Source organism: Liquorilactobacillus satsumensis DSM 16230 = JCM 12392 (assembly GCF_001435195.1).
GTDB classification, from domain to species: Bacteria; Bacillota; Bacilli; order Lactobacillales; family Lactobacillaceae; genus Liquorilactobacillus; species Liquorilactobacillus satsumensis.
Genome location: NZ_AZFQ01000026.1, coordinates 90,835 through 112,453 on the forward strand (window position 1 = coordinate 90,835; position 21,619 = coordinate 112,453).

At 41.1% G+C, this 21,619-nt stretch carries 22 protein-coding genes; 16 read left to right on the plus strand and 6 right to left on the minus strand.

Annotated elements, in window-relative coordinates:
- Positions 1–46: 46 nt before the first annotated feature.
- The 3 genes from FD50_RS03590 to FD50_RS03600 all read right to left on the minus strand — a co-directional run bounded on the left by FD50_RS03590 (position 47) and on the right by FD50_RS03600 (position 1,796).
- The gene (locus FD50_RS03590; protein ID WP_056960324.1) at positions 47–256 is read right to left on the minus strand and encodes a hypothetical protein; all 210 of its coding nucleotides are present in this window, start codon (positions 254–256) and stop codon (positions 47–49) included.
- A gap of 174 nt (positions 257–430) precedes the next feature.
- Positions 431–649 carry a hypothetical protein gene (locus FD50_RS03595; RefSeq protein ID WP_054756546.1) on the minus strand — a complete coding sequence of 73 codons (219 nt, stop codon included), beginning with the start codon at positions 647–649 and terminating at the stop codon, positions 431–433.
- Between the two features lie 262 nt (positions 650–911).
- Positions 912–1,796: a LysR family transcriptional regulator gene (locus FD50_RS03600; protein ID WP_056960325.1), complete on the minus strand. Its 885-nt coding sequence runs from the start codon at positions 1,794–1,796 to the stop codon at positions 912–914.
- 124 nt (positions 1,797–1,920) lie between these two features.
- Between FD50_RS03600 and FD50_RS03605 the strand changes: the two genes are divergently transcribed.
- Positions 1,921–2,859 (plus strand): NAD(P)H-binding protein, encoded by a 939-nt coding sequence (locus FD50_RS03605; RefSeq protein WP_056960327.1) that lies wholly within the window; start codon positions 1,921–1,923, stop codon positions 2,857–2,859.
- 281 nt (positions 2,860–3,140) lie between these two features.
- Here FD50_RS03605 and FD50_RS03610 read toward each other — a convergent pair whose 3' ends face one another.
- The 3 genes from FD50_RS03610 to FD50_RS03620 form a co-directional block, all read right to left on the minus strand.
- On the minus strand, positions 3,141–4,139 hold the full coding sequence (locus FD50_RS03610) for a choloylglycine hydrolase family protein (protein ID WP_056960329.1): 999 nt from the start codon (positions 4,137–4,139) through the stop codon (positions 3,141–3,143).
- A 128-nt stretch (positions 4,140–4,267) separates the two neighbouring features.
- Positions 4,268–4,531, minus strand: a complete 264-nt coding sequence (locus tag FD50_RS03615) for a hypothetical protein (RefSeq protein ID WP_054756555.1) — start codon at positions 4,529–4,531, stop codon at positions 4,268–4,270.
- Between the two features lie 283 nt (positions 4,532–4,814).
- On the minus strand, positions 4,815–5,717 hold the full coding sequence (locus FD50_RS03620; RefSeq protein WP_056960332.1) for a YitT family protein: 903 nt from the start codon (positions 5,715–5,717) through the stop codon (positions 4,815–4,817).
- 170 nt (positions 5,718–5,887) lie between these two features.
- Here FD50_RS03620 and dapB point away from each other — a divergent pair, with 170 nt between their 5' ends.
- From dapB to xerC, 15 genes are all read left to right on the plus strand, one after another.
- The gene (dapB, locus tag FD50_RS03625; RefSeq protein WP_056960366.1) at positions 5,888–6,676 is read left to right on the plus strand and encodes a 4-hydroxy-tetrahydrodipicolinate reductase; all 789 of its coding nucleotides are present in this window, start codon (positions 5,888–5,890) and stop codon (positions 6,674–6,676) included.
- Positions 6,673–7,890: a CCA tRNA nucleotidyltransferase gene (locus tag FD50_RS03630; protein WP_056960333.1), complete on the plus strand. Its 1,218-nt coding sequence runs from the start codon at positions 6,673–6,675 to the stop codon at positions 7,888–7,890. The genes dapB and FD50_RS03630 overlap by 4 nt, the downstream gene beginning before the upstream one ends.
- A 12-nt stretch (positions 7,891–7,902) precedes the next feature.
- On the plus strand, positions 7,903–9,795 hold the full coding sequence (locus FD50_RS03635) for an ABC-F family ATP-binding cassette domain-containing protein (protein WP_056960336.1): 1,893 nt from the start codon (positions 7,903–7,905) through the stop codon (positions 9,793–9,795).
- A gap of 16 nt (positions 9,796–9,811) precedes the next feature.
- Positions 9,812–10,768: a thymidylate synthase gene (locus FD50_RS03640; RefSeq protein ID WP_056960338.1), complete on the plus strand. Its 957-nt coding sequence runs from the start codon at positions 9,812–9,814 to the stop codon at positions 10,766–10,768.
- 19 nt (positions 10,769–10,787) lie between these two features.
- Positions 10,788–11,288 (plus strand): dihydrofolate reductase, encoded by a 501-nt coding sequence (locus tag FD50_RS03645; RefSeq protein ID WP_054756558.1) that lies wholly within the window; start codon positions 10,788–10,790, stop codon positions 11,286–11,288.
- Positions 11,289–11,588: 300 nt separating this feature from the next.
- A complete protein-coding gene (locus tag FD50_RS03650) occupies positions 11,589–12,527 on the plus strand; it encodes an SGNH/GDSL hydrolase family protein (protein ID WP_056960340.1) in 939 nt (312 codons plus the stop codon).
- A complete protein-coding gene (locus tag FD50_RS03655) occupies positions 12,524–13,147 on the plus strand; it encodes a YpmS family protein (RefSeq protein WP_054756560.1) in 624 nt (207 codons plus the stop codon). The genes FD50_RS03650 and FD50_RS03655 overlap by 4 nt, the downstream gene beginning before the upstream one ends.
- A 14-nt stretch (positions 13,148–13,161) precedes the next feature.
- Entirely contained in the window at positions 13,162–13,386 is a 225-nt protein-coding gene (locus FD50_RS03660) for a YozE family protein (protein ID WP_054756562.1), read from the plus strand.
- A 34-nt stretch (positions 13,387–13,420) separates the two neighbouring features.
- Positions 13,421–14,866: a S41 family peptidase gene (locus FD50_RS03665; protein ID WP_056960342.1), complete on the plus strand. Its 1,446-nt coding sequence runs from the start codon at positions 13,421–13,423 to the stop codon at positions 14,864–14,866.
- A gap of 405 nt (positions 14,867–15,271) precedes the next feature.
- Entirely contained in the window at positions 15,272–15,832 is a 561-nt protein-coding gene (gene lepB / locus FD50_RS03670) for a signal peptidase I (RefSeq protein WP_056960344.1), read from the plus strand.
- Positions 15,833–15,850: 18 nt separating this feature from the next.
- Positions 15,851–16,696, plus strand: a complete 846-nt coding sequence (ylqF, locus tag FD50_RS03675) for a ribosome biogenesis GTPase YlqF (protein WP_054756566.1) — start codon at positions 15,851–15,853, stop codon at positions 16,694–16,696.
- Between the two features lie 14 nt (positions 16,697–16,710).
- Positions 16,711–17,484: a ribonuclease HII gene (locus FD50_RS03680; RefSeq protein ID WP_056960345.1), complete on the plus strand. Its 774-nt coding sequence runs from the start codon at positions 16,711–16,713 to the stop codon at positions 17,482–17,484.
- 58 nt (positions 17,485–17,542) lie between these two features.
- Positions 17,543–18,409 (plus strand): DNA-processing protein DprA, encoded by an 867-nt coding sequence (gene dprA, locus FD50_RS03685; RefSeq protein WP_056960347.1) that lies wholly within the window; start codon positions 17,543–17,545, stop codon positions 18,407–18,409.
- Between the two features lie 80 nt (positions 18,410–18,489).
- The gene (gene topA, locus FD50_RS03690; RefSeq protein ID WP_056960349.1) at positions 18,490–20,604 is read left to right on the plus strand and encodes a type I DNA topoisomerase; all 2,115 of its coding nucleotides are present in this window, start codon (positions 18,490–18,492) and stop codon (positions 20,602–20,604) included.
- Between the two features lie 113 nt (positions 20,605–20,717).
- Positions 20,718–21,617: a tyrosine recombinase XerC gene (gene xerC / locus FD50_RS03695; RefSeq protein ID WP_056960350.1), complete on the plus strand. Its 900-nt coding sequence runs from the start codon at positions 20,718–20,720 to the stop codon at positions 21,615–21,617.
- Positions 21,618–21,619: the final 2 nt, after the last annotated feature.

Here is a 21,619-nt window from a genome sequence, read left to right on the forward strand (position 1 = left end):
TCCCCTTTTATTTAGTGCACGTGGTTTTTGAGCTGCTTAAGGTCAATTAATGCAGATTTTTTTGGTAAACTTGATACAACAAACAGCGCAAAAATTCGTTTCTGTCTATATAATTTTCAAGTTCCTCAAGTACTCTAAGCATCGCAAGGTCATCTTCAACAGAATCTGGTCCCCCGGCAGCCTGTTGCTGTTCTTTAATAGCTTCTTCCAGACATGTTTCTAATCTATACATGAAGTACGTTAAATCTTTATCCATTCTGCTTCCCCCCGAATTTAAATAATTATTACTTGAATATTATTTTTAGATAAACATAACCAAAATAGTTTTCAAGAAACGTTGTCTAGCAAGGATTCACAGAAAGCTCAGCAGCGCATGCCTTAGATCATAAAACAGCAGCAAAGATTTTGACTAAAAGCAGAATAAGAAATGTTATTCCAACTTGTGGCGATATGTGTTAAAGAGATTTTCTAACAGTGCTTCGTTTTTTGTAATGAATGTGTTTAATTCTGAAATTACAGCGATCATTGCAATGTCATCATCATAGGCTTCTTCAGACTGCGAAATATCATACTGATTTTGCTCCGCTTCGTGAAACCATTCTCCAAGTCTCTGGACGAAATCTAAAAAATCTGGATCATATTCTTTCATTTTCACGCATCCTTTTATTTAATTGTTGCAAGATCCGTATCGATTTTGTGCGGGATCCTTAATCAAAGAAGGGACAGTCGCTTATTAACTCAATCGTTAAAAAAGACTCAAAGTTTTAGTCTTTTGTGTGAATTGAGTGAGCTGTTTTTGACCGCTTCTATTATATATACCAGCATAATGCAAAATGACTTTTAAAGATAGTCCTGATGTGACCACCCAGAAATAGCACATGCAATGTTTAGTAAATACTTATACAAGCGGATTACTTATTAGCAAATGCTTTTTTGATAGCGGAACTTAACAGGGTACACAGTTCACTAGATTGTCGCTTCTTAAATTCTACAAATTTATAACTGTCGAAGGGTTGGGTCGTTGGTCGTAATTTAATTTCTGGGAAAAATGGTTGCTTGTCCCAGAAATCTGGAAAAAAGGCGAAGCATTGATCAGTGGCGACAGCCAATAACAGTGCGGGTAGTGTTTCATATTGTTTAAAGGATTTGAAAAGGTATCCACTTGCTTGGGCTTTTGCATTTAACCAGCGTTTAGCATTTAACGAGGTTGGTTGACTATAATAGCCACAAGTTTGATTTTGCAGCGCACTAGGATCAAGCACTTTAGCGTGACTTAAAGAGCTAGTGCAGGAGATTCCGACTAAATAATTAGATTGATGCAAAGTTGTCATCTCTAGGTTGGGAAGAGGCGGCAGATTGCCAAAAGAATAGGCAAGGTCAATGATATTATGACTAACGCCTTGTGCAAGCTGTTCGATGCTGCGTTGTGTAAAGTTAAAAGTGATTTTATGATGTTGACGAAATTCATTTAAAAGTGGTGTCAGCAACCAACTTTCGTATAAACTAGAAAAACCAATTGTTAGTTGAGGCTGTGAATCTTTATACAAATGTTGTCCGCTTTTAATGGCATTTTCATAGTCGAGTGCAATAAAACGCGCGTTTTCATAGAAATTGCGTCCAGCTTGGGTGAGTTCAAGCGAATTATAGCGGCGTTTGAAGAGTGGAAATCCAATTTTTTCTTCAAGGTTGGCGATGGCTTTACTGACTGCAGTAGTTGAAATAAAAAAATGTGCAGCTGTCTTAGTAAAGCTTAAATTTTGAGCTGCGTAAAGAAAGTACTTAAGCTTGTCATCCATGGTATTCCTCCTTGGTTAACTATAAGTTAAACTCCTCCCTAAAACGGAAGGCTGCTTGTTTAAGTAAGCATGCTATAATCGGGTGGTAAAGATTGTGAAAAAAATATCAAAGGAGTGCTTGATTATGGGTAAGTATATTGTAACAGGTGTCGATGGTAATTTTGGGGCGCGCGTAGCTGAAAGAGTACAAGCGTTAGTCCCACACAATGAATTGTTGTTTACGGCTCCAAAAGCAGCAGGCTTGACTAAGTATAAAGAAAGCGGAATTGAAACGGCGGTTGCTAACTTCAATGATGTTGCAGGGTTAACTAAAATTTTTGCTAATGCAGATAAGCTGCTTTTGATTTCGATGCCCTTTGTGGGTGAAAAACGACAGCGGGCACACAAAAATGTAATTGATGCTTGTGTTGCAGGCAATGTTAAACAGCTTATTTATACTTCGCTAGTTAATGCAACTGATCCAAGCAATCCAAGCATTGAAAAAATCGATCATGCGTGGACCGAATCGTATATTGAAAACACCAAACTAGATTATGTTTTTTTACGTAATTCGCAATACGCCGAGGCAATGATTACGAACTATTTTGCGATGTTGGAGACTGGAGTATTGAGTAATAATCAGGGTACTGGAAAGATGGCTTATATCTCGCGTGCGGATTGTGCTATAGCGGCTGCAGCAGTACTTGCTAATCCGTATCTGCACCGTGAAATTTTAAATATTAACGGCCCAGAACTGCTCACTATTTCTGAATTTATTAAGATCGGAAATGCAGTCACCGGTAACCAGATCAAGTATCAAGAGATCTCTGATGAAGAGGATTACGCGCTTTTTGATAAAATGGGAGTGCCACGGACAACAGACGGACAATTCAAAGAAGGGTCAAGCGCACCATTTTCTTCAGAAGGAATGGTGACCTTTGGAAAAGCAATTCGTTTGGGAAAAATGGCAACACACACTGACGATTTTCAAGTTTTAACTGGGACCAAAGGGCGAACAGTGCGCTACATGTTTGAGCATGCAGCGGATTTTCAGATTAAAGAGCGTCATTCAGTTGATCAGTGATTTGTTAAAGAAAAAAGCTCACTAGTAAACATTAAGAGAGTGTGACTTAAGTCGGGGAAATTGAGTGCTAACTCGAAATTACGAACATAGCGAGTGCTTTGCTATGAGTAATTCAAAGTTAGACGGAGAATTTTGACTTATGGAACACGTTTATTCGGAATAAAAGAGGGGCGGTGACAAAATTTAACTTTTGTCACAGTCCCTTAACTCATTTGGGTAGCATTTTAACATTTATAAAATAATTTGCATGAAAACGATTGGTTTTTCAGCCAGAATTGTCCTTAATTTAATTCATGCAGATCTTCATGATTATTTATTTTGAAGATTTTGTAATCCTTTTCCAGCAGCAAAGGAGCTAAAGAAATCTTGTTGATTCTTTGATTAAAGTATGTCGAGAAGTAAAAAGAAAGCGACTCTGCACACATATAAGCCGTATAGCAGGTATAATCTTGGGTGCCGCGTTCGGTAACGACTGCACCTTGCGGAATACTGACTGCTTCTAGAATGTGATGTAAGAGTGAAATACCCGCAATTTCATTAGCAGCTTGAGTGGCTGCATTTTTCAAAAAGGCCACCCGGATAAAGCGCGCAGGCGGGGTGTAGTCACCTGGCAGGCCAAACGTACCGGATCCTTGGCTAAAGGGAAAGAGTGTCTTATTCAAGAACTTAACCGGAGCATGTTGCTGTGCAGTGACAGTCAGATAATTTCGCAAATTATTTTCATGCCACCGATAATCTGGGCTGTTGGTCATTACACCAATCGAATCTTCAATCAGCTGTACGCCATCTGCCCGCGGTTCAACAATTAGACTGGCACCACTTTGGTCACTGAAAATATAGTGCAAAGGCGGAACAGTCCCAATCGTTGCATTTTCTTGCGCTACAATGTTAAGTGAATTTTTAAAGAGAGTGGCTGCTTCTGTGAGGTTTGCAGCTGTTGCAAGGACAGTTGCGATCACCTTATCCGGTGAAACGTTAGTCCGCTCAGGCATCATTTTTTGGCTGTAATGTGCATAGCGTGGGAAGTAGAGTGTTGCACCCATCAGTCCCTTTTCATTGAGTCCATCAAAGAGGATGGGAGCATGATCATTCAACTGACCAATTCCCATGTTTGCATATTTTGCAGTGATCTTTGCAGCACTCGTATAGTTTGTCTTAAAACTTTTGCCCCGCGGAACAAAAATAACTTCCTCTGCCATTTCAATAGTAAAATCCATGGTACGTGCCAAGAGATGTTTATGATCTTGTGTGTTCAACGTTAAACTGCTGCATCCAATCATTCTTGTAGCCCCCTAATTTATTAACTACATTATAGCGCGACCTAACTTTAGTTTGTAATAATCGCACTGCTGCGTTGTGGAACGGAGCCAAATATTAAAGTTTGACTTGCTTTTTCCATTTATAAGAATCAGCTTTTTGAAGAGAGCTTTTCAATAATACGGTTATTTTGCGAAATAATGACCCAATTTTGTTCAACGACCGCACGCAAATAATTGGCAGTTGCTTTTTCTGCAACAAAATCACTTGAAATTATTTTTTTACTATTTTTAAGCAATTGTTCACCCTCAAGTTCACTTAAAATTGCTTTGACTTGCCAAAGTGTATCAGGATCTAAATTGGTCAAGCCGCGATCTTCCAAAATATGATCCAATTTGCGGTTGTTAAGTGCCATCTTTTGACCTTCTTTCACAGTTTATTTACACCATTTTAGCACAAAAATAAAAACTATTCTCATTTAAAGGCAGCTGTAGCAGAAGTAAAATTATTAAAAAAATTCCAACAAAAAGCGGCTGGAATTACCATCAGCAAACAGCATGTTAAGAGACAAAAAATTTAACCACAAAAAAAGACTAGGCGTTATCATAACCTAGCCAACAGTAGTGCTATCCTCAAAATATCACTTTTTAAATTTTTTTGTCAGTTTTTTGCTCATTTGAAAAACGTTTCGAGCATCTTTAATACGTTTTTTTCGACTTGCCGCCGAGGTTTAACTTTCTCTTTGGTGCATCATAAGAAAAACCTTCACCAAGCACCTCATTGACACTCAGAATTGATACAAAAGCACGTTGATCCCAATCACTGACAATGTGCTTGAGCAACATTAATTCACTGGGGCTGACAACACAGTAGATTGCTTGATACTCTTTTTTAGAATAACCGCCCATTGCATGCAGGTAACTGACGCCTCTGCCTAAGTGCTGCATGATATCCTGCGCAATCTGCTCATGTTGTGCACTGATAATAATAACACCGCGTGCGGCGTAGGCTCCTTCGAGTGTAAAGGTGACAATTTTTGAAAAAACATATGAGGCCAACAAGGTGTACATCATTCTGCGCAGATCGACGTAGCTCAAGGAAGCACTTAAGACAACTGCATCTAGCGTCAACAGTGTCTTACCCATTGAAATTCCCTGATTTTTCTCGAAAATACGTGCAACAATATCAGTTCCACCAGTTGTTCCACCAAAGCGGTAAACAATCCCAGAGCCAGTTCCGCCGAGTAATCCAGCCAGCAGACCTGCGATGAAGAGATCGTGATGGATATTGATTTGAATTGGAATTCGCTGCCAGAACCAAATAAAAAAAGAAAGTGAGAGGGTTCCAAAAAGAGTGTAAATAAGTGCAGTTCTGCCTAGATAACGATAGCCAATCACAATTAGCGGTAGATTAAGGATGATGGTGGATAATGCAGGGTCAATCTGAAGCCAATAACGGATAATCAAAGTAATTCCTGTAATTCCGCCTTCAGCCAGCTTGTTTGCAATGTTGATTTTCACAAGTCCAAATGCATATAGGGCACATCCTAGTGAAATCATCACGAAGTCCACCCAGCGGACCTTGGTATTGGTTTGATACATGAGTTTTCCTCCCGTGCGTCTTTTTAAAGAACTTCCTGCAAAAGCATAACACAATTTTTAGGCAGTGGGGTCGAATCCTATTTGTTTTTCGTTTCTTTAGAAGATGATGCAAGAGATAAAACAATCTGTTAGAATAAAATGGAAAAGCTAACAGGAAAAGGATGGTTGTTATGATAAAAGTTATTGTTGCAGGATTCAAAGGCAGAATGGGTAAAACGACGGTTCAGATGGTCAATGAAAATCAGGATTTTGAATTAGCTGCTGTTTATGATCCAAGAGCGACAGAAAGCAACCTCAATGAGATTAATGAGTATCAAGCACTGGATGTGCCAGTTTACAGCGAATTGCAGCAGATTAAAAGCGCAGGGCTGGATGTGTGGGTTGATTTTACTTCACCAGCGTCAGTTTTTGCTAACGTTAAATTTGCGCTTGAACAAAGGATTTCCCCAGTTATTGGGACGACTGGTTTGACAGATGAGCAGGTAGGTGAGTTGCAGCGTCTTGCTAAGGAGAAAAAAGTCGGGGGGTTGATCGCACCGAACTTCGGAATCTCTGCGGTACTTTTGATGCAATTTGCACAACAAGCGGCAAAATACCTGCCGGATGTTGAGATTATTGAAATGCATCACAACAATAAACTGGATGCTCCAAGCGGGACCGCCTTGAATACCGCTAAAATGATCGCTAAGGTCCGCAAAGAAAAAGTGCAGGGCAACCCAGATGAAAAAGAAACATTGCCAGGTGCGCGTGGAGCTGATTATCAAGGGATGAAGATTCATAGTGTTCGGCTGCCCGGGTATGTGGCACATGAACAAGTTCTTTTTGGTGGACTTGGTGAGGCTTTAACAATCAGACAGGATTCATTCGATCGGATCTCATTTATGTCTGGAGTGGCAGTTGCGATTTCTAAGATCAAAAATTATGACGAACTTTTCGTAGGGCTTGAGCATATCCTATGAGAATTCAAAAACTGCCGCATCAGTTTCAAAGTGCTAAGGTAATTTTACAAAGGATCCAGGACGCTGGATTTGAAGCTTACTTTGTGGGAGGATGCGTGCGGGACACGCTTTTAGGAGTGCCACTGCATGACGTTGACATTGCAACAAGTGCTTACCCACAGGAGGTTAAGCAGCTCTTTAAGAAAACGATCGACACTGGCATTGAGCATGGAACGGTGACGGTAATGGACCACGGGCGTGCATATGAAATCACGACTTTTAGAACAGAATCAGCGTATCAGGATTTTCGTCGTCCGGATAAAGTTGAATTTGTCAGGTCCTTAGCAGAGGATCTTAAAAGACGTGACCTTACAATTAATGCTTTGGCTATGGATGTGAATGGTCAGGTTATTGATCTTTTTGCTGGATTAGCGGATCTGAAAAACAGAGTGATTCGAGCAGTTGGTGATCCACATGAACGGTTCCATGAGGACGCCTTGCGCATGATGCGCACAGTCCGTTTTGCTAGTAAGTTGGACTTTAAGGTCGAGGACAGTACATTAGCAGCGATCGCAGAAAATGCTGAACTATTGCAAAAAATCGCGGTTGAACGTATTTACGTAGAATGGACAAAACTGTTGCTGGGCAAAAATCCCCAACGTGGCCTAGCTGCTTTTTTTAAAACAGGCTTGTATCAATATTGTCCTTTGTTTTTTGATAAGGGAAAGGTTTTAAAGCAGTTGTTGCAGTTTCCAGCGTTTACGCTACAAACAGAAGAAGGAGCTTGGACACTTTTTTGCTTCTTAAGCGGGTTATCGCTTCGAACCGCAACTAAACTCTTAAAAGCTTGGAAGAGTTCAAACGAGATGCTCAAAACTGTTCAAAAAACTTTGCGGATTTTGCAGATTGAACAGGAAAAGAAGTTGACATCCTGGGATGAATATCAAGCTGGCCTAGATTGTTTGCTTTATGCAAATGAAGCCGCAACTGTGATGGGTAAAGGAAAAAATGCTGCTGCAATTGCGCAGCATTATGAACGGCTGCCGATTAAAACAAGGCATGAATTAGCAATTAATGGCGGCGATTTACTACACTTTTTAGCAATTAAGCCCAGTCCGTATATTGGACAACTGCTTGATCAGCTTGAACGCGCGGTTGTTTCGGGTCAGCTTCCCAATGAACGACAGGTACTATTGCAGGCTGCCGTGACCGCACAGCAAAATCATTTGGAGTGAAAGAGTGGCAATATGCAAACATTAAGAGTTGAAGAGCTTAGTAAAACTTATGGTGAAAAAACACTATTTAAAAATTTAAATTTTATGATTAATGAACACGACCGCATTGGTTTGATTGGAACGAATGGCTCCGGAAAGACATCTTTACTCAATGTGTTGACCGGTGTTGATTCACCTGACAGCGGTCAATTGATTACACCGCACGATTATCGTATCAGTTATTTGAAACAGACTCCTGAACTTGATGAACAGGCGACCATAATTACAGCGGTTTTTGAAGGTGCTGCACCTGTTTTCCAAACAATTCGGAATTATGAAGAAGCATTGCAAGAATATGGCGAAAATCCCGAAGATCAAAAAGTCCAGCAGAGGTACGTGCGCGCTGAAGAGAATATGAATCGCGAAAACGCATGGAGTGCCGAAAGTGATGTTAAGACGATTTTGTCGCAACTGCATTTGACACAGCTTGAGCAAAAAGTAGGAACTCTTTCTGGAGGTCAGAAAAAACGTGTCGGCTTGGCCCAGGTTCTGATTCAGGCGCCCGATCTGCTGGTGTTGGACGAACCAACTAACCATTTGGACTTTGATTCGATTAATTGGCTGCAGGACTATTTGGCCGCTTATCAGGGTGCACTGTTAGTCGTTACGCATGATCGCTATTTTTTGGATCAGGTTGCAACGCAAATTATGGAATTGTCTTTTGGGAAACTATATACGTATCCGGGAAATTATCAAGACTTTGTGGAACAAAAAGCAAAGCGGGTAACTTTAGAAGAAGAAGCTGCGCATAAACAACAGCAGCTTTATAAAAAAGAACTTGCGTGGATGCACACGGGAGCTAAGGCTAGAACTACGAAACAACAGGCGCGTATCAACAGCTTTAATGAATTAAAACGTGATTTGCATGAGCCACAACAAGAAGGACAGGTTGACATTAGTCTAAAGCAGCAAAGGCTTGGGAAAAAGGTCATTGAAATCAAAAATGGGACGCTCAAAGTGGCCCAACACCAAATTATTAAAGATTTCAATCTTTTAGTACAAGCTAACAGCCGCATAGGCATTACTGGTGCAAATGGGGCTGGCAAAACGAGTTTCTTAAATGTCTGTGCGGGTTTGTTACCTTTGGATAGCGGTGTAATTGAGCTTGGGCAGACCGTGAAGTTGGCATATTACAAGCAGCAAATGGAGCCGATTCCGGGTGATCAGCGCATGATTAGTTATTTAAACGACTATGCTCAAAATGTAGTTGATCGCTTTGGTCAGCACATTAGTACGACGCAATTACTGGAACAATTCCTTTTTCCACGTTTTATGCATGGAATCTTGATTCGTAAGCTTTCTGGGGGTGAGAAGCGTAGACTTTATTTATTAAAGTTGCTCATGAGTAGCCCAAACGTATTGCTTTTGGATGAACCTACAAATGATCTTGACATTGCAACGCTGACTGTCTTAGAGGATTATTTAGCAACCTTTAATGGTGCTGTGATCACCGTTTCGCATGACCGCTATTTCTTGGATAAGGTGGCCCAACAACTATTAATTTTCTCCGGAAAGGGCAAGATTGAACAGTATACTGGCCGTTTCAGTAACTATTTACAAGAGCATCAGGACTTTGAAAAACACCAGTCTGTTAATAAAAAAGAACAGCCTACGCAGCAAAAAGAACTACATGCAAGTCAGAAAAAGACAAAGTTAACCTATGCTGAAAAAATTGAGTTGAAAGCGATTGAAGAAGTCATTGACCGCTTGGAACAAGAAAAGCAACAACTGGTACAGCAGATGGCAGCACTCCCAGGTAGTAATTATACACAACTCGGTGATCTGCAACGTCAAGTAGAGCAGGCTGATCAAAAAATCGAAGCAAAGATGAATCGCTGGGATTACCTTAGCCAATTTGAAGAATAAAGAGAGGGGCTTTAAAATGGCAATTTTGGAGACGCCATATTTACAACTTGCACGCACAATTCTTGAAAGAGGGCATGTTAAAGGTGACCGGACCGGAACCGGAACCCGCAGCCTGTTTGGATATCAAATGCGTTTTGATCTCAGCAAAGGTTTTCCTTTGCTAACAACTAAGAAAGTTGCATTTGGACTAATTAAGAGTGAACTACTCTGGTTCTTACGTGGCGACACAAATATTCGTTATCTATTACAACATAACAACCATATTTGGGATGAGTGGGCTTTTAAGAATTGGGTAGAAAGTAGCGCATATACTGGACCTGAGATGCACGATTTTGGTCATCGTGCGTTAAAAGATGCTGCTTTTGCGGCCGAGTACCAAAAACAAAAACAAGATTTTTGTGCACGTATTTTAGCGGACCCTTCTTTTGCAGCGAAGTATGGTGAATTAGGGGATGTCTATGGGGCTCAGTGGCGCCACTGGAAGACACGTAAGGGTGAGACGATTGATCAAATTCAAAATGTGATTACAAATATTAAACAGAATCCTAATTCGCGCCGTTTGATAGTGACTGCCTGGAATCCTGAAGATGTGCCGGCTAGTGCGCTGCCACCATGTCACACGCTTTTTCAGTTTTACGTTGTTGATGGTAAATTGAGCTGTCAGCTATATCAAAGAAGTGCAGATGTTTTTTTGGGAGTCCCGTTTAACATTGCAAGTTATGCACTGCTCACCCATTTAATTGCCCGTCAAACCGGTTTAGAAGTCGGCGAATTTGTCCACACTTTGGGCGATGCGCATCTTTATAATAATCATTTGGAACAGATTAAAAAGCAACTTGGTAGAGCGCCTAAAGAAGCTCCGACTTTGTGGCTGAATCCTGAAAAAAAGAATGTTTTTGCTTTTGAAATGGAAGATATTAAAGTTTTAAACTACAATCCACATCCGGGGATTAAGGCACCAGTTTCGGTTTAAATGTTTAAGGAGGATCAAGATGTTAGCTTATATTTGGGCTGAGGATCGTAAGCATCAGATCGGTGTAGCAGGACACCTTCCCTGGCAGTTGCCGGCGGATCTTGCGTATTTTAAAAAAACTACAGCGCAGCATCCGATTGTGATGGGACGCAAGACTTTTGCAAGCCTGCCTGGAGTTTTGCCACATAGACATCACTATGTATTAACACGTTCTGCGGCATTTGCCGATAAATACGCAGAAAATGCTCAGGTGACAGTTGTGCATACCCTGGCGGATTTACGGCGTTTGTTAGCCACAGAAACGCAACTAATTTTTATTATCGGAGGGGCTTCCTTATTCGCAGCATTTGCTGATGAGGTTGATTATCTTTATGTAACAGAAATTGACGCTGAATTTACCGCAGATACTAAAATGCCGGAATTAAAGATGGCTGATTTTGAATTGATTTCAGCAACTCAAGGACTAGTTGATCATCAGAACCCTTATGCCCATAGCTTTAAAGTGTATCGCAGAAAATAGTTACTGAATAAGAGGAGACGCAGCGTCAGTTGGAAATTGCGCACCAAAAATACGAATTACAGGCATAATTAGTTGTGGAGTATGCATAATTTGGACTTAAAGTGAGGAGCTTGATGACGCGACCTCCTCTTTTTTTGCTCAAAATTATAAAAAGCAGCCTGGATTTACGCAATAAAATAAGGAATTGCTAAGTTTTTTCTAAACAGCAGACCAGCATGCAAACCTTGTTGATTTTTGGTATACTTGTAGCGTTTATAAAAAGTTTGAGGCCATAAAATAAAAGTCACAGATAGGGAAGGAATGTGCGTGAAAGTTATTAAAAAAACACTGATTTTTTGGAGCGTGTTACTGGTTCTCACAGGACTCGTATATGCAGGACTTATTTTTTTAACAGCAGCACCACATACGGAAAACCAGCAAACCAGCTCAAGTGCGCAAAAGGTGGTCAAAAAGCAGCAGCTTAAGCTGGTAGCTGTGGGTGATTCTTTGACACAGGGTGTGGGAGATCCTACTGCAACAGGCGGATATGTCAGCCTGATTAAACAAAAACTGCAGACAAAGCAAAACATTCAAGTTTCAACACAGAATTTTGGAAAAGCTGGGGATCGCAGCGATCAAATTTTAGCACGGCTTGAGCAACAAAAAAAGATGCAGCAGCAGTTGCGAAGAGCCGATGTGATTGTCATGACTGTTGGCGGTAATGATTTGATGCAGGTTTTACAACGTAATTTTTCCTTACTGACTTCAGATCAGTTGGCAAGTGCCTTGCCTAGTGCAGAAAAAACCTATACACAAAAGATTTCACAGCTTTTAACAAAGATTCGTAGCTATAATCAACAGGCGCCGATTTTTTTGTTTAGTGTTTATAACCCTTTCTATGTTTATTTTCCGACGTTAACTAAACTGCAGCAATATACAACTGAGTGGAATAAGGTAACTGTTGCAACTGCTGCGCAGCAAAGTAGAGTTTACCCCATTAATATTGAAAAGAAGCTTTCAGAAGGTCAGTATTTAGGGAAGACGCAGCAATTGAAAAAGACCACGTTGACAGATCTAAATACTGTCAACACAACACGGCTTGATAAAATATTGCAGAATCAAAAAGAAAAAAACAATTATTTGTCAGCTGCAGATCATTTTCATCCAAACTTGCGAGGGTATATGTATATGACTGATCAGCTTTATACAACGATGCTTAAGCATAAAGCGACTTGGTTAAATAAGGAGGGGGCTAAATGATTCGCAAAAGAACGCATGCACCAGATAAACAAAGACCAAATTATTGGAAGTGGGCATTTGGACTCTTGTTGGCATTGGTACTGGGATCTGGTTTGTTCTTAGTACACCAAGCGACCACCACGACCACGGTGCAAAAACAAGTGACGACACAAAAGTTAACAGGTAGATTTACAACGCTTAATGTACGAATGAATAAAGAGCAGTTAAATGGGGTCGTTAACCATTATCTGACACAGCAGCAGAAGGGAAAGAAAATCAAGTATTTCTTTAATGTTGGCCAATCAGTGGCACTCGTGGGAACAACTAAGATTCTAGGGCAAAATGTTTCATTTTCACTGTATACACGTCCGACAGTTACGGCAGGCGGCAACATTGTTTTGCATGCCAAGTCTGTCGCAATTGGTTCACTGAATGTTCCACCATCCTTTATTTTAAATTATGTTAAAAATAATTATAATTTAGGCAAATGGATGACAATTAACAGTCGAGCTAAGACAATTACGCTGCATCTTAGCGAAGTTTCATTGAAGCAAGGTGTCCGTATTCGAGCTCAAAAAATAGATCTGCAAAAAGACGATTTTCGCTTTCGCGTGGATATTCCGCTTGAATCAGCACAGTGAAAGAAGGGACTGCAATGTATCGCAAAAGTTTTTACCAATTTTTAATGACCGAGCGCAATCCTAATAGCAGCGATGAAGTTGCACAGTTTGCCAACAATGCTTTTTATGATCAAGGCTTTCCCAAACAGGCTGATGATTATGAAACGCTTTCACAATATCTGGAGTTGAATGGGAACTATTTGCCAACAATGACTATTTTTGATCAAGCTTGGCAGATGTACCTCGAAAAAATGAATTAGAGCGCAATAATTTGAATGAATAAGAGGTTTTAGAATGTTTAAGAAAAACAAACAGGCGCCGAAGAAGGCACCTAAAAAATTCAGTCTACTGACACTGATCGTCACTGCGTTAGTGACGCTGTTACTTGGCGGTGGCGCTGTTTTTATTTTTATGAATCAACGGTTGCAAGCGGTAGAACAGACTAATAGTTCACTTGGAAAAATTGAGGCAGTCTACTCTGCGCTTTATAACAATTATTATAAAAAAGTTAGCCGCCAGAAACTTGAAAACGGAGCGCTTTCTGGAATGGTTAACGCATTAGGAGATCCTTTTTCAGAATACATGTCAAAAACTGAAACTCAGTCTTTGAATGATACCATTTCAAGCAGCTTTACCGGTATTGGGGCTGAGGTACGCAAGAATGGTTCCCATATCGAAATTATTGCACCGATTGACAATACGCCCGCTAAAAAAGCAGGATTAAAAGCCAATGATATCATTGAAGAGATTGATGGCAAGTCGATGACAGGAGTTTCCTTAAGCAAGGCAGTCTCATTGATTAGAGGTCAAAAGGGAACTAAGGTAACTTTGAAGATTCGTCGCGGGAGTGATACTTTCACGAAAGTATTGACGCGCGCAAAGATTCCAGTCAAGACCGTAACTGGTCATCTTGACAAACAACATAAGACGGTTGGGTATCTTCAAGTTTCAACTTTCTCAGAGAATACCGCTAAAGAATTCAAGAGCGAAATTAAAACCTTGCGCAAACAAGGAGCTAAGTCATTTGTGATTGATATGCGTGATAATCCGGGTGGCTTGATGGACCAGGCCTTGAAGATGGCATCAATGTTTGTCGAAAACGGCAAGACTATCTTGCAGGTTCAGACGCGAGGACAGAATGCCCAGGTTTATAAGGCTGGTAAAAATTATGATGGTGGATTTAAGGTTAAGGAAAAAACTGTTGTCTTAATTAACGGTGGCAGTGCTAGTGCGGCAGAAATCTTTTCTGCAGCTTTGAACCAGTCTGCTAATATTAAATTGGTTGGGACCAAGTCATATGGAAAAGGAACGGTGCAAAATACACTGCCTTTCAGTGACAAAACTGAACTGAAGATGACGATTGCAAAATGGTTAACTCCAGACGGCTCTTGGATTCATCATAAGGGGCTCCAACCAACAATTAAAGCAGATTTTCCTAGTTATGCATACCAGACTGCAATTGATACTAAGCAAACCTATCAACAAGGAGATGTTTCCAGCCAAGTTAAAAAAATGCAAGTCTTACTGCAGGCTCTAGGTTACACACCTGGAGATGCTAGGGGTTACTTTAGTGCCGAGACAGCTACTGCACTTAAGAAGTTCCAGGCAGATAACAAATTGGAACAAAGTGGCAAGGCTGATGCCACAACGATCAATAAGTTAGAGGAATTAGCAACGGCTAAAGCTGCAGCTAGTGACAATGCATATCAGGCAGCATTGAAAGTCGCTTTGCAAAACTAAAACTAAGTGGGTTGCGCATAACGAAATTAGGAGTGTGTGACATAAGTCGGGAAAATTTGAGTGCTAACTCGACATTACGAACATAGCGAGTACTTTACTATGAGTAATTCGAAGTTAGCCGGAAAATTTTGACTTATGGAACACGTTTATCCGGAATAAAAGAGGGGCTGTGACAAAAGTTAAATTTTGTCACAGCCCCTTGTTTGGTTTCCAAACAGCTAATGCTGAAATGTGGACTAAAAGGCAGTTGCTGCACTTAAACCCGTAAATCAGACAAGTTTGGGACTTAAGCTGAAGCGGATGAGGAACCGGTGTACACGCATTAGAAAAAATAATTTTGCCAGCCAGAACAGGAGTTGTTAGAATAGTAATAGATGCAGTCTTAAAAGTGGAGGACACAAGGCAGTGAAACATAGCTGGAAGAGATTTCGTAAAAAGTTTCATTTAAGTTACTGGTTTCCTTTAGTCTTTTTTGCCTTATTGGCGGCACTTTTTGTGAAGTCTTTTCTGATTGTTCCATTGCAGATCGCAGGCAATTCAATGGAGCCGACTTTATATTCAAGAGAAGACGCTCTGGTCATGAATTTTGGCAAGATTCGGCGCTTTGACGTCGTTACGATTAAAATGCCGGATGGGCAGACATATATTAAACGGGTCATTGGGATGCCAGGGGATCGGCTCGAGTATCGGAATGATCATCTTTATATCAACGGAAAAATTTATCAAGAAAAGTTTCTCCGGTCTGTTTTACGGGGCAAACATTCACCTTATACGGCCGACTTTAAATTAGCAGAATTAATTGGAACCACACGCGTGCCAGCTAATCAGTATTTCGTATTGGGTGATAATCGAAAAATCAGTAAAGATTCACGGACTTTTGGACCAGTAGAAGATAGCTGGATCAAAGGCAAAGCGCTCATTATTTATTGGCCGTTAAATAAAGTTAGATGGATTGGTCACAATTAAAAGGGAGTTAATATTTATATGGCAGTCATTCAATGGTTTCCTGGTCATATGGCCAAGGCCTTACGTCAAGTCAAAGAAAATGTCAAACAGGTCGATATCGTTTTAGAATTGGTGGATGCGCGTTTACCTGAGTCTTCTCGCAATCCTCAATTGGTAGAAATTTTACAAAATAAGCCAAGCATTGTAGTTTTGACAAAAGAAGATCTGGCTGATCCGCAGTCCACTCGGCGCTGGGTTAGTTATTATGAAAAAACAGGGCAGCCGGCTTTAGCTGTTAACAGTCAAAAGGGTGATCTACGCGCGCTGGAGCAAAAAATTTATACGGTATTACAGACTAAATTAACAGCGCAGCATCAAAGAGGTATTGTCCATAAAAGAATTAAAGTGATGTGTATTGGAATTCCGAATGTCGGCAAGTCGACTTTATTGAATCAACTGTTAAAACGCAGAGCCGCACAGGTCGGTAATCGACCAGGTGTCACCAAAGCACAGCAATGGCTAAAGGCAGGCAGCAACCTGCTTTTACTTGATACTCCAGGAATTTTGTGGCCCAAATTCGAGGATCCCCTCGTTGGTAAAAAATTGGCTTTGACAGGTGCTATTAAGGATACGCTTTATGCCAAAGACGACGTTGCATTGTATCTTTTGGAGCATTTTCTTGCACAGGCTCCGCAAGAATTACGGAGCCGCTATCAGCTTGCAGAAGCTGATCTCAAGCTGAATTTGCCAGATCTTTTATTAAAGATTACGCACCAAATTGGAATGCGTGATGATTATGATCGTGCAAGCGAACGAATGATTTTGGACTGTCGCAGAAACAAATTAGGGCGCTACACGCTTGATCAAGTTCCTGAAAATATTTAAGAGCTGGTGTATCAATGACTAAAGTTAACTTAACGATCGCACAGATCAAAGCAGAGCTTGCACAGCATCCAACTGCAGTCCTGTTAGAGGAATTACAGCTAGATCAGCGTAAAGGAGTCCAGCAAGCACTTAAACACTATTTAAAGAAAAAAGCACAACAGGCAGAGCTTGTTAAAAACTTTAAAGCACGTTTTAAATACGAACAAGGCTTTTGGCAACAAGGTGTCCCCTTAGTTGCCGGTGTTGATGAGGTGGGGCGGGGACCGTTGGCGGGTCCTGTAGTTGCTGCTGCAGTTATTTTACCGCATGATTTTTCTTTGCTAGCAGTAAATGACTCCAAAAAATTGACAGCACATAAAAGAGAAGAGCTTTATGCTAAAATTTTAACCGAAGCACTCGCAGTCTCTGTCGGGGCCGTAAATAATCAAGTGATTGACCAGATCAATATCTATCAGGCAGCCAGGGTAGCAATGTTGCAGGCGGTTGATGGCCTGCAGATCAAGCCTCAACAGCTGATTATTGATGCAATGCAGCTCGAAACTAAGATTCCGCAGTTACGACTGGTTAAAGCAGATGCCAAAAGTGTCAGTGTAGCTGCCGCCAGTATCGTCGCTAAGGTCTGTCGGGATCATTTGATGTCCTTTTATGCAAAACTCTATCCTGAATATGATTTTGCACATAATGATGGCTATGGAACTGCCAAGCATCTGCAGGGAATTGCGGCACACGGTGTAACACCGCTGCACCGTTTGACTTTTGAACCATTACGTTCCCGATACTTGGAGTAGCGATGGTAATCTTCCTTTTTGCGTATTTTATAGATAATCAAAATACGGGGGGATTTAAATGGAATCCAAAGAGCTACTTGTTAAATTACATTTGAGTGCAGGTCTTAGTCCGCAGGCTGTTGGGCGAGTTTATACTTGGATACTGGAGCAAAAAAGAGTACCGTGCAATGCTGAACTCGACAGTCTCTTAGGTTTGAGCGGGACCAAAAGAGAGTTATTTTGGCGGGCTTTTACAGGCCCTAAAATGGAATTATGGGCAGCTCAAAATTATGCTTGCAGTCAAGTTATCACGCTTTTTGATGAGGACTATCCAAAGCTGCTGCGTGAGACTTATGCACCGCCAAATGTCTTATTTTGCAGAGGCGATCTAGCTTTACTAAACGATCATTTGCTCCTAGCAGTGGTGGGCGCGCGCCAAAATTCTGTGTATGCACAGGAAGTCTTGCAAGTCTTATTGCCAGAAGTTGTTTCTTCTGGTATTGTAACCCTTAGTGGTCTTGCGCGCGGGGTCGATAGCCTTGCTCATAAACAAACAATCTCAAATGGCGGGCGCACGGTGGCGGTGATTGGGAGTGGCTTAGATATTTTTTATCCACCACAGAATCGCTTGTTGCAGCAAGCCATTGCGCGCAATGGCTTAGTGTTAAGTGAATACGGTTTAGGTATTCCCCCTCGCAGGCACCATTTTCCTGCACGTAATCGGATTATTGCAGGCTTGGCCGAAACGACACTTGTAATTGAAGCCCGGCATCATAGCGGCAGTTTGATTACTGCCAACTTGGCGCTGCAAGAAAATCGAAATGTTTTGGCAGTTCCCGGTTCAATTACTTCACCGCTTTCAGTGGGAACAAACGAATTGCTGCTTGCAGGGGCCAAACCGGTTTTGAAGGCGCAGGATATTATAGAAGAATTTCTTAACACTTGACAAAGACCGGATTCGTGGCATAACATTATTACCGATTTTTGTGAACAAAAAAAGACACTGTAATTAAAGGAGTTTGGTCGATGCCAAAGGTCCAGAAAAAAACACCTACAAAGAAAACAACAAGAAGAAAACCAAAAAAGAATTTAGTGATCGTTGAATCACCGTCCAAGGCTAAAACGATTGAGAAGTATTTAGGTTCGCGGTACAAAGTAATGGCCAGTTTAGGTCATATCCGTGATTTGCCTAAGAGTAAAATGGGAGTTGACGTTGCTGCCGACTACGAGCCGCATTACATCTCTATTCGTGGTAAGGGCGATGTCATCAAGGAACTTAGAAAAGAAGCCAAAAAAGCCCAACGTGTGTATCTTGCAGCCGATCCTGACCGTGAGGGAGAGGCGATTGCGTGGCATCTTTCGTATATTCTGGGACTCGATCCTCAGGATAAAAATCGGGTAGTCTTTAATGAGATTACCAAAGATGCTGTTAAGAATTCATTCAAGAACCCGCGGGCAATTGACATGAATTTGGTGGATGCTCAGCAGGCACGCAGAATTCTTGATCGGCTAGTTGGCTATTCAATCAGTCCACTTTTATGGGCTAAAATTAAAAAGGGATTGAGTGCTGGGCGTGTCCAGTCGATTGCCCTTAACTTGATTATTAAAAGGGAACAAGAGATTCGATCTTTTGAACCTGAAGAATATTGGACGATTGATTCACAGTTCCAGCATGGGCGCACTAAATTTGAAGCCAGCTTTTATGGTTTGAATGGAAAAAAGCTTAAACTTAATAACAATGAAGAAACCCAAAAGATACTCAAACAGCTTGAACCTACTAAACCATTTACAATTACTAAGGTTGAGCGTAAGGAACGCAAACGGTTTCCTGCACTGCCCTTCACTACAAGTACAATGCAGCAGGTTGCCAATAATTCATTGAACTTTCGGACACAAAAAACAATGATGGTTGCACAGCAGCTTTATGAAGGAATTAATATTGGAAAAGGCGGCGTGGTGGGCTTAATTACTTATATGCGAACTGATTCGACTCGAATTTCCGGAATCGCTAAGCATGAGGCGGCCACCTTTATTACCGACACTTATGGTGCTGAATATGCGGCAGTTAAACCACGCAAAGGCAAGCTTGCTGAAGGTGCACAAGATGCTCATGAAGCCATCCGGCCTTCAGCAGTTAAACGCACGCCTGAGTCATTAAAAAATTATCTTAGCAAGGATCAGTTGAAGTTATATTCTTTGATCTGGTCGCGGTTTGTTGCAAGTCAAATGACCCCTGCAATTGTGGATACGATGAGTGTTAACATCGAACAAAATGGAGTCTTATACCGGGCAAGAGGCTCGAAAATGAAATTTCCAGGATTTACTAAGGTCTATGCTGAGAGTAAACGCAAGGATAACATTTTGCCTGATTTAACAGAAGGAGATACTGTTAAGCTCGTTCAGAATCAACCTAATCAGCATTTTACACTTCCACCAGCGCGTTATAGCGAAGCAACTTTGATTAAGACCCTTGAGGAAAATGGGGTTGGACGGCCTTCCACCTATGCTCCAACTTTGAGTACGATTCAGAAACGCTATTATGTTAAGTTGACAGCTCGCAAATTTGAACCGACTGAATTGGGTGAGATTGTTAATGAAATGATTGAAAAGTGTTTCCCAGATATTTTGAACGTTGATTTTACCGCGCAACTAGAAGGACAACTTGATGAAATTGAAGAAGGAAAACAAGAGTGGGTCAGAGTAATTGATCAGTTTTACCGTCCTTTTTCTAAAGAGGTTGATGCAGCGGGTGAGCAATTGGCCAAGGTTAAGATCAAAGACGAACCTGCAGGGATCAATTGTGATATTTGTGGGGCACCTTTAGTGGTTAAGCTGGGACGTTATGGGAAGTTCTATGCATGCAGCCGTTTTCCTGATTGCCGCAATACCAAGCCAATCACAAAGGAAATCGGGGTTGAATGTCCACAGTGCCATAAGGGTCAAATTCTGGAACGTAAATCCAAAAAAAATCGAGTTTTCTATGGTTGTTCACGTTATCCTGAATGTGATTTTGTCTCATGGGACAAACCGGTTGGGCGCAATTGCCCCAAGTGCAGTCATTATTTAGTGCAAAAAAAGCTAAAACGGGGACTGCAAGTTAAGTGCAGTCACTGTGATTATGCAGAAGAACTGCAAAAGTAATTGCTGATTTAAAGCGATTATTTAATTCTTAGTTCTTTGTAAAATTAAGTCGAACATGAGGCATTCCTCCATTTTTTATGCTAAAGTAGTAGCGTTAAGGTGGAGGTTTTTTGATGGAACAAGAATGGATTAATGATTTCAAACAATATCTTAGTGTAGAGCGGCGGTACTCCCCCGACACACTTAAGGCTTATACTGACGATCTAAAGATTTTCAGTGATTTTATTGCAGCTAACGGAGGTGCAACTTCTTTTCAGGCAATTAGTCGCTTCGATGTGCACGTCTATATGAGTTATCTGTATGATCGTAATTATCAGTCAACTTCAATTGCACGAATGTTGTCAAGCCTGCGTTCCTTCTACCATTTTCTCGAAAAAAATGGTTATGCTGACCATAACCCGTTTTCTTATGTCCAACTTAAGCGTCATCCACGGCCGTTACCGCATTTTTTCTATGAAAAGGAAATGACTGCGCTTTTCGCAGCTACGCAAGGTGATGACCCGATGCTTGTACGTGATAACGCTTTACTTGAAGCACTCTATGATACTGGAATGCGTGTTAGTGAATGTACGGGACTGACAATGCAGGCTGTCGATATGGATATGAAAGCGATGCTGCTGCATGGTAAAGGGAGCAAGGATCGCTATGTTCCCTTTGGTAAATATTGCCAGCATGCGCTAATTCGTTATTTTTCGGTAACACGCACCCCTCTAATGGCTAAATACCACCAGGAACATGAAGCGGTTTTTGTGAATCATCATGGTGAGCCGTTGACGGCTGCAGGGGTGGCCTATATTTTAAAAAAAATTGTTGCAAGAAGCAGTTTGACAACCCAAATTCATCCACACGAATTACGGCATACTTTTGCAACACATTTAATGAATAATGGAGCAGATCTGCGTGCCGTTCAGGAACTGCTGGGGCACAGCAGTCTTTCAACTACTCAAATTTATACGCATGTTACTAAAGAACATCTGCAGCGGGATTATCGTAAGTTTTTCCCCCGTGCTTAATA

Excerpts from the sequence above, each read along its gene's own strand:
- FD50_RS03590 (WP_056960324.1), bottom strand. The coding sequence starts at position 256 with ATGGATAAAGATTTAACGTACTTCATGTATAGATTAGAAACATGTCTG.
- FD50_RS03595 (WP_054756546.1), bottom strand. The coding sequence starts at position 649 with ATGAAAGAATATGATCCAGATTTTTTAGATTTCGTCCAGAGACTTGGA.
- FD50_RS03600 (WP_056960325.1), bottom strand. The coding sequence starts at position 1,796 with ATGGATGACAAGCTTAAGTACTTTCTTTACGCAGCTCAAAATTTAAGC.
- FD50_RS03605 (WP_056960327.1), top strand. The coding sequence starts at position 1,921 with ATGGGTAAGTATATTGTAACAGGTGTCGATGGTAATTTTGGGGCGCGC.
- FD50_RS03610 (WP_056960329.1), bottom strand. The coding sequence starts at position 4,139 with ATGATTGGATGCAGCAGTTTAACGTTGAACACACAAGATCATAAACAT.
- FD50_RS03615 (WP_054756555.1), bottom strand. The coding sequence starts at position 4,531 with ATGGCACTTAACAACCGCAAATTGGATCATATTTTGGAAGATCGCGGC.
- FD50_RS03620 (WP_056960332.1), bottom strand. The coding sequence starts at position 5,717 with ATGTATCAAACCAATACCAAGGTCCGCTGGGTGGACTTCGTGATGATT.
- dapB (WP_056960366.1), top strand. The coding sequence starts at position 5,888 with ATGATAAAAGTTATTGTTGCAGGATTCAAAGGCAGAATGGGTAAAACG.
- FD50_RS03630 (WP_056960333.1), top strand. The coding sequence starts at position 6,673 with ATGAGAATTCAAAAACTGCCGCATCAGTTTCAAAGTGCTAAGGTAATT.
- FD50_RS03635 (WP_056960336.1), top strand. The coding sequence starts at position 7,903 with ATGCAAACATTAAGAGTTGAAGAGCTTAGTAAAACTTATGGTGAAAAA.
- FD50_RS03640 (WP_056960338.1), top strand. The coding sequence starts at position 9,812 with ATGGCAATTTTGGAGACGCCATATTTACAACTTGCACGCACAATTCTT.
- FD50_RS03645 (WP_054756558.1), top strand. The coding sequence starts at position 10,788 with ATGTTAGCTTATATTTGGGCTGAGGATCGTAAGCATCAGATCGGTGTA.
- FD50_RS03650 (WP_056960340.1), top strand. The coding sequence starts at position 11,589 with ATGTGCGTGAAAGTTATTAAAAAAACACTGATTTTTTGGAGCGTGTTA.
- FD50_RS03655 (WP_054756560.1), top strand. The coding sequence starts at position 12,524 with ATGATTCGCAAAAGAACGCATGCACCAGATAAACAAAGACCAAATTAT.
- FD50_RS03660 (WP_054756562.1), top strand. The coding sequence starts at position 13,162 with ATGTATCGCAAAAGTTTTTACCAATTTTTAATGACCGAGCGCAATCCT.
- FD50_RS03665 (WP_056960342.1), top strand. The coding sequence starts at position 13,421 with ATGTTTAAGAAAAACAAACAGGCGCCGAAGAAGGCACCTAAAAAATTC.
- ylqF (WP_054756566.1), top strand. The coding sequence starts at position 15,851 with ATGGCAGTCATTCAATGGTTTCCTGGTCATATGGCCAAGGCCTTACGT.
- FD50_RS03680 (WP_056960345.1), top strand. The coding sequence starts at position 16,711 with ATGACTAAAGTTAACTTAACGATCGCACAGATCAAAGCAGAGCTTGCA.
- dprA (WP_056960347.1), top strand. The coding sequence starts at position 17,543 with ATGGAATCCAAAGAGCTACTTGTTAAATTACATTTGAGTGCAGGTCTT.
- topA (WP_056960349.1), top strand. The coding sequence starts at position 18,490 with ATGCCAAAGGTCCAGAAAAAAACACCTACAAAGAAAACAACAAGAAGA.
- xerC (WP_056960350.1), top strand. The coding sequence starts at position 20,718 with ATGGAACAAGAATGGATTAATGATTTCAAACAATATCTTAGTGTAGAG.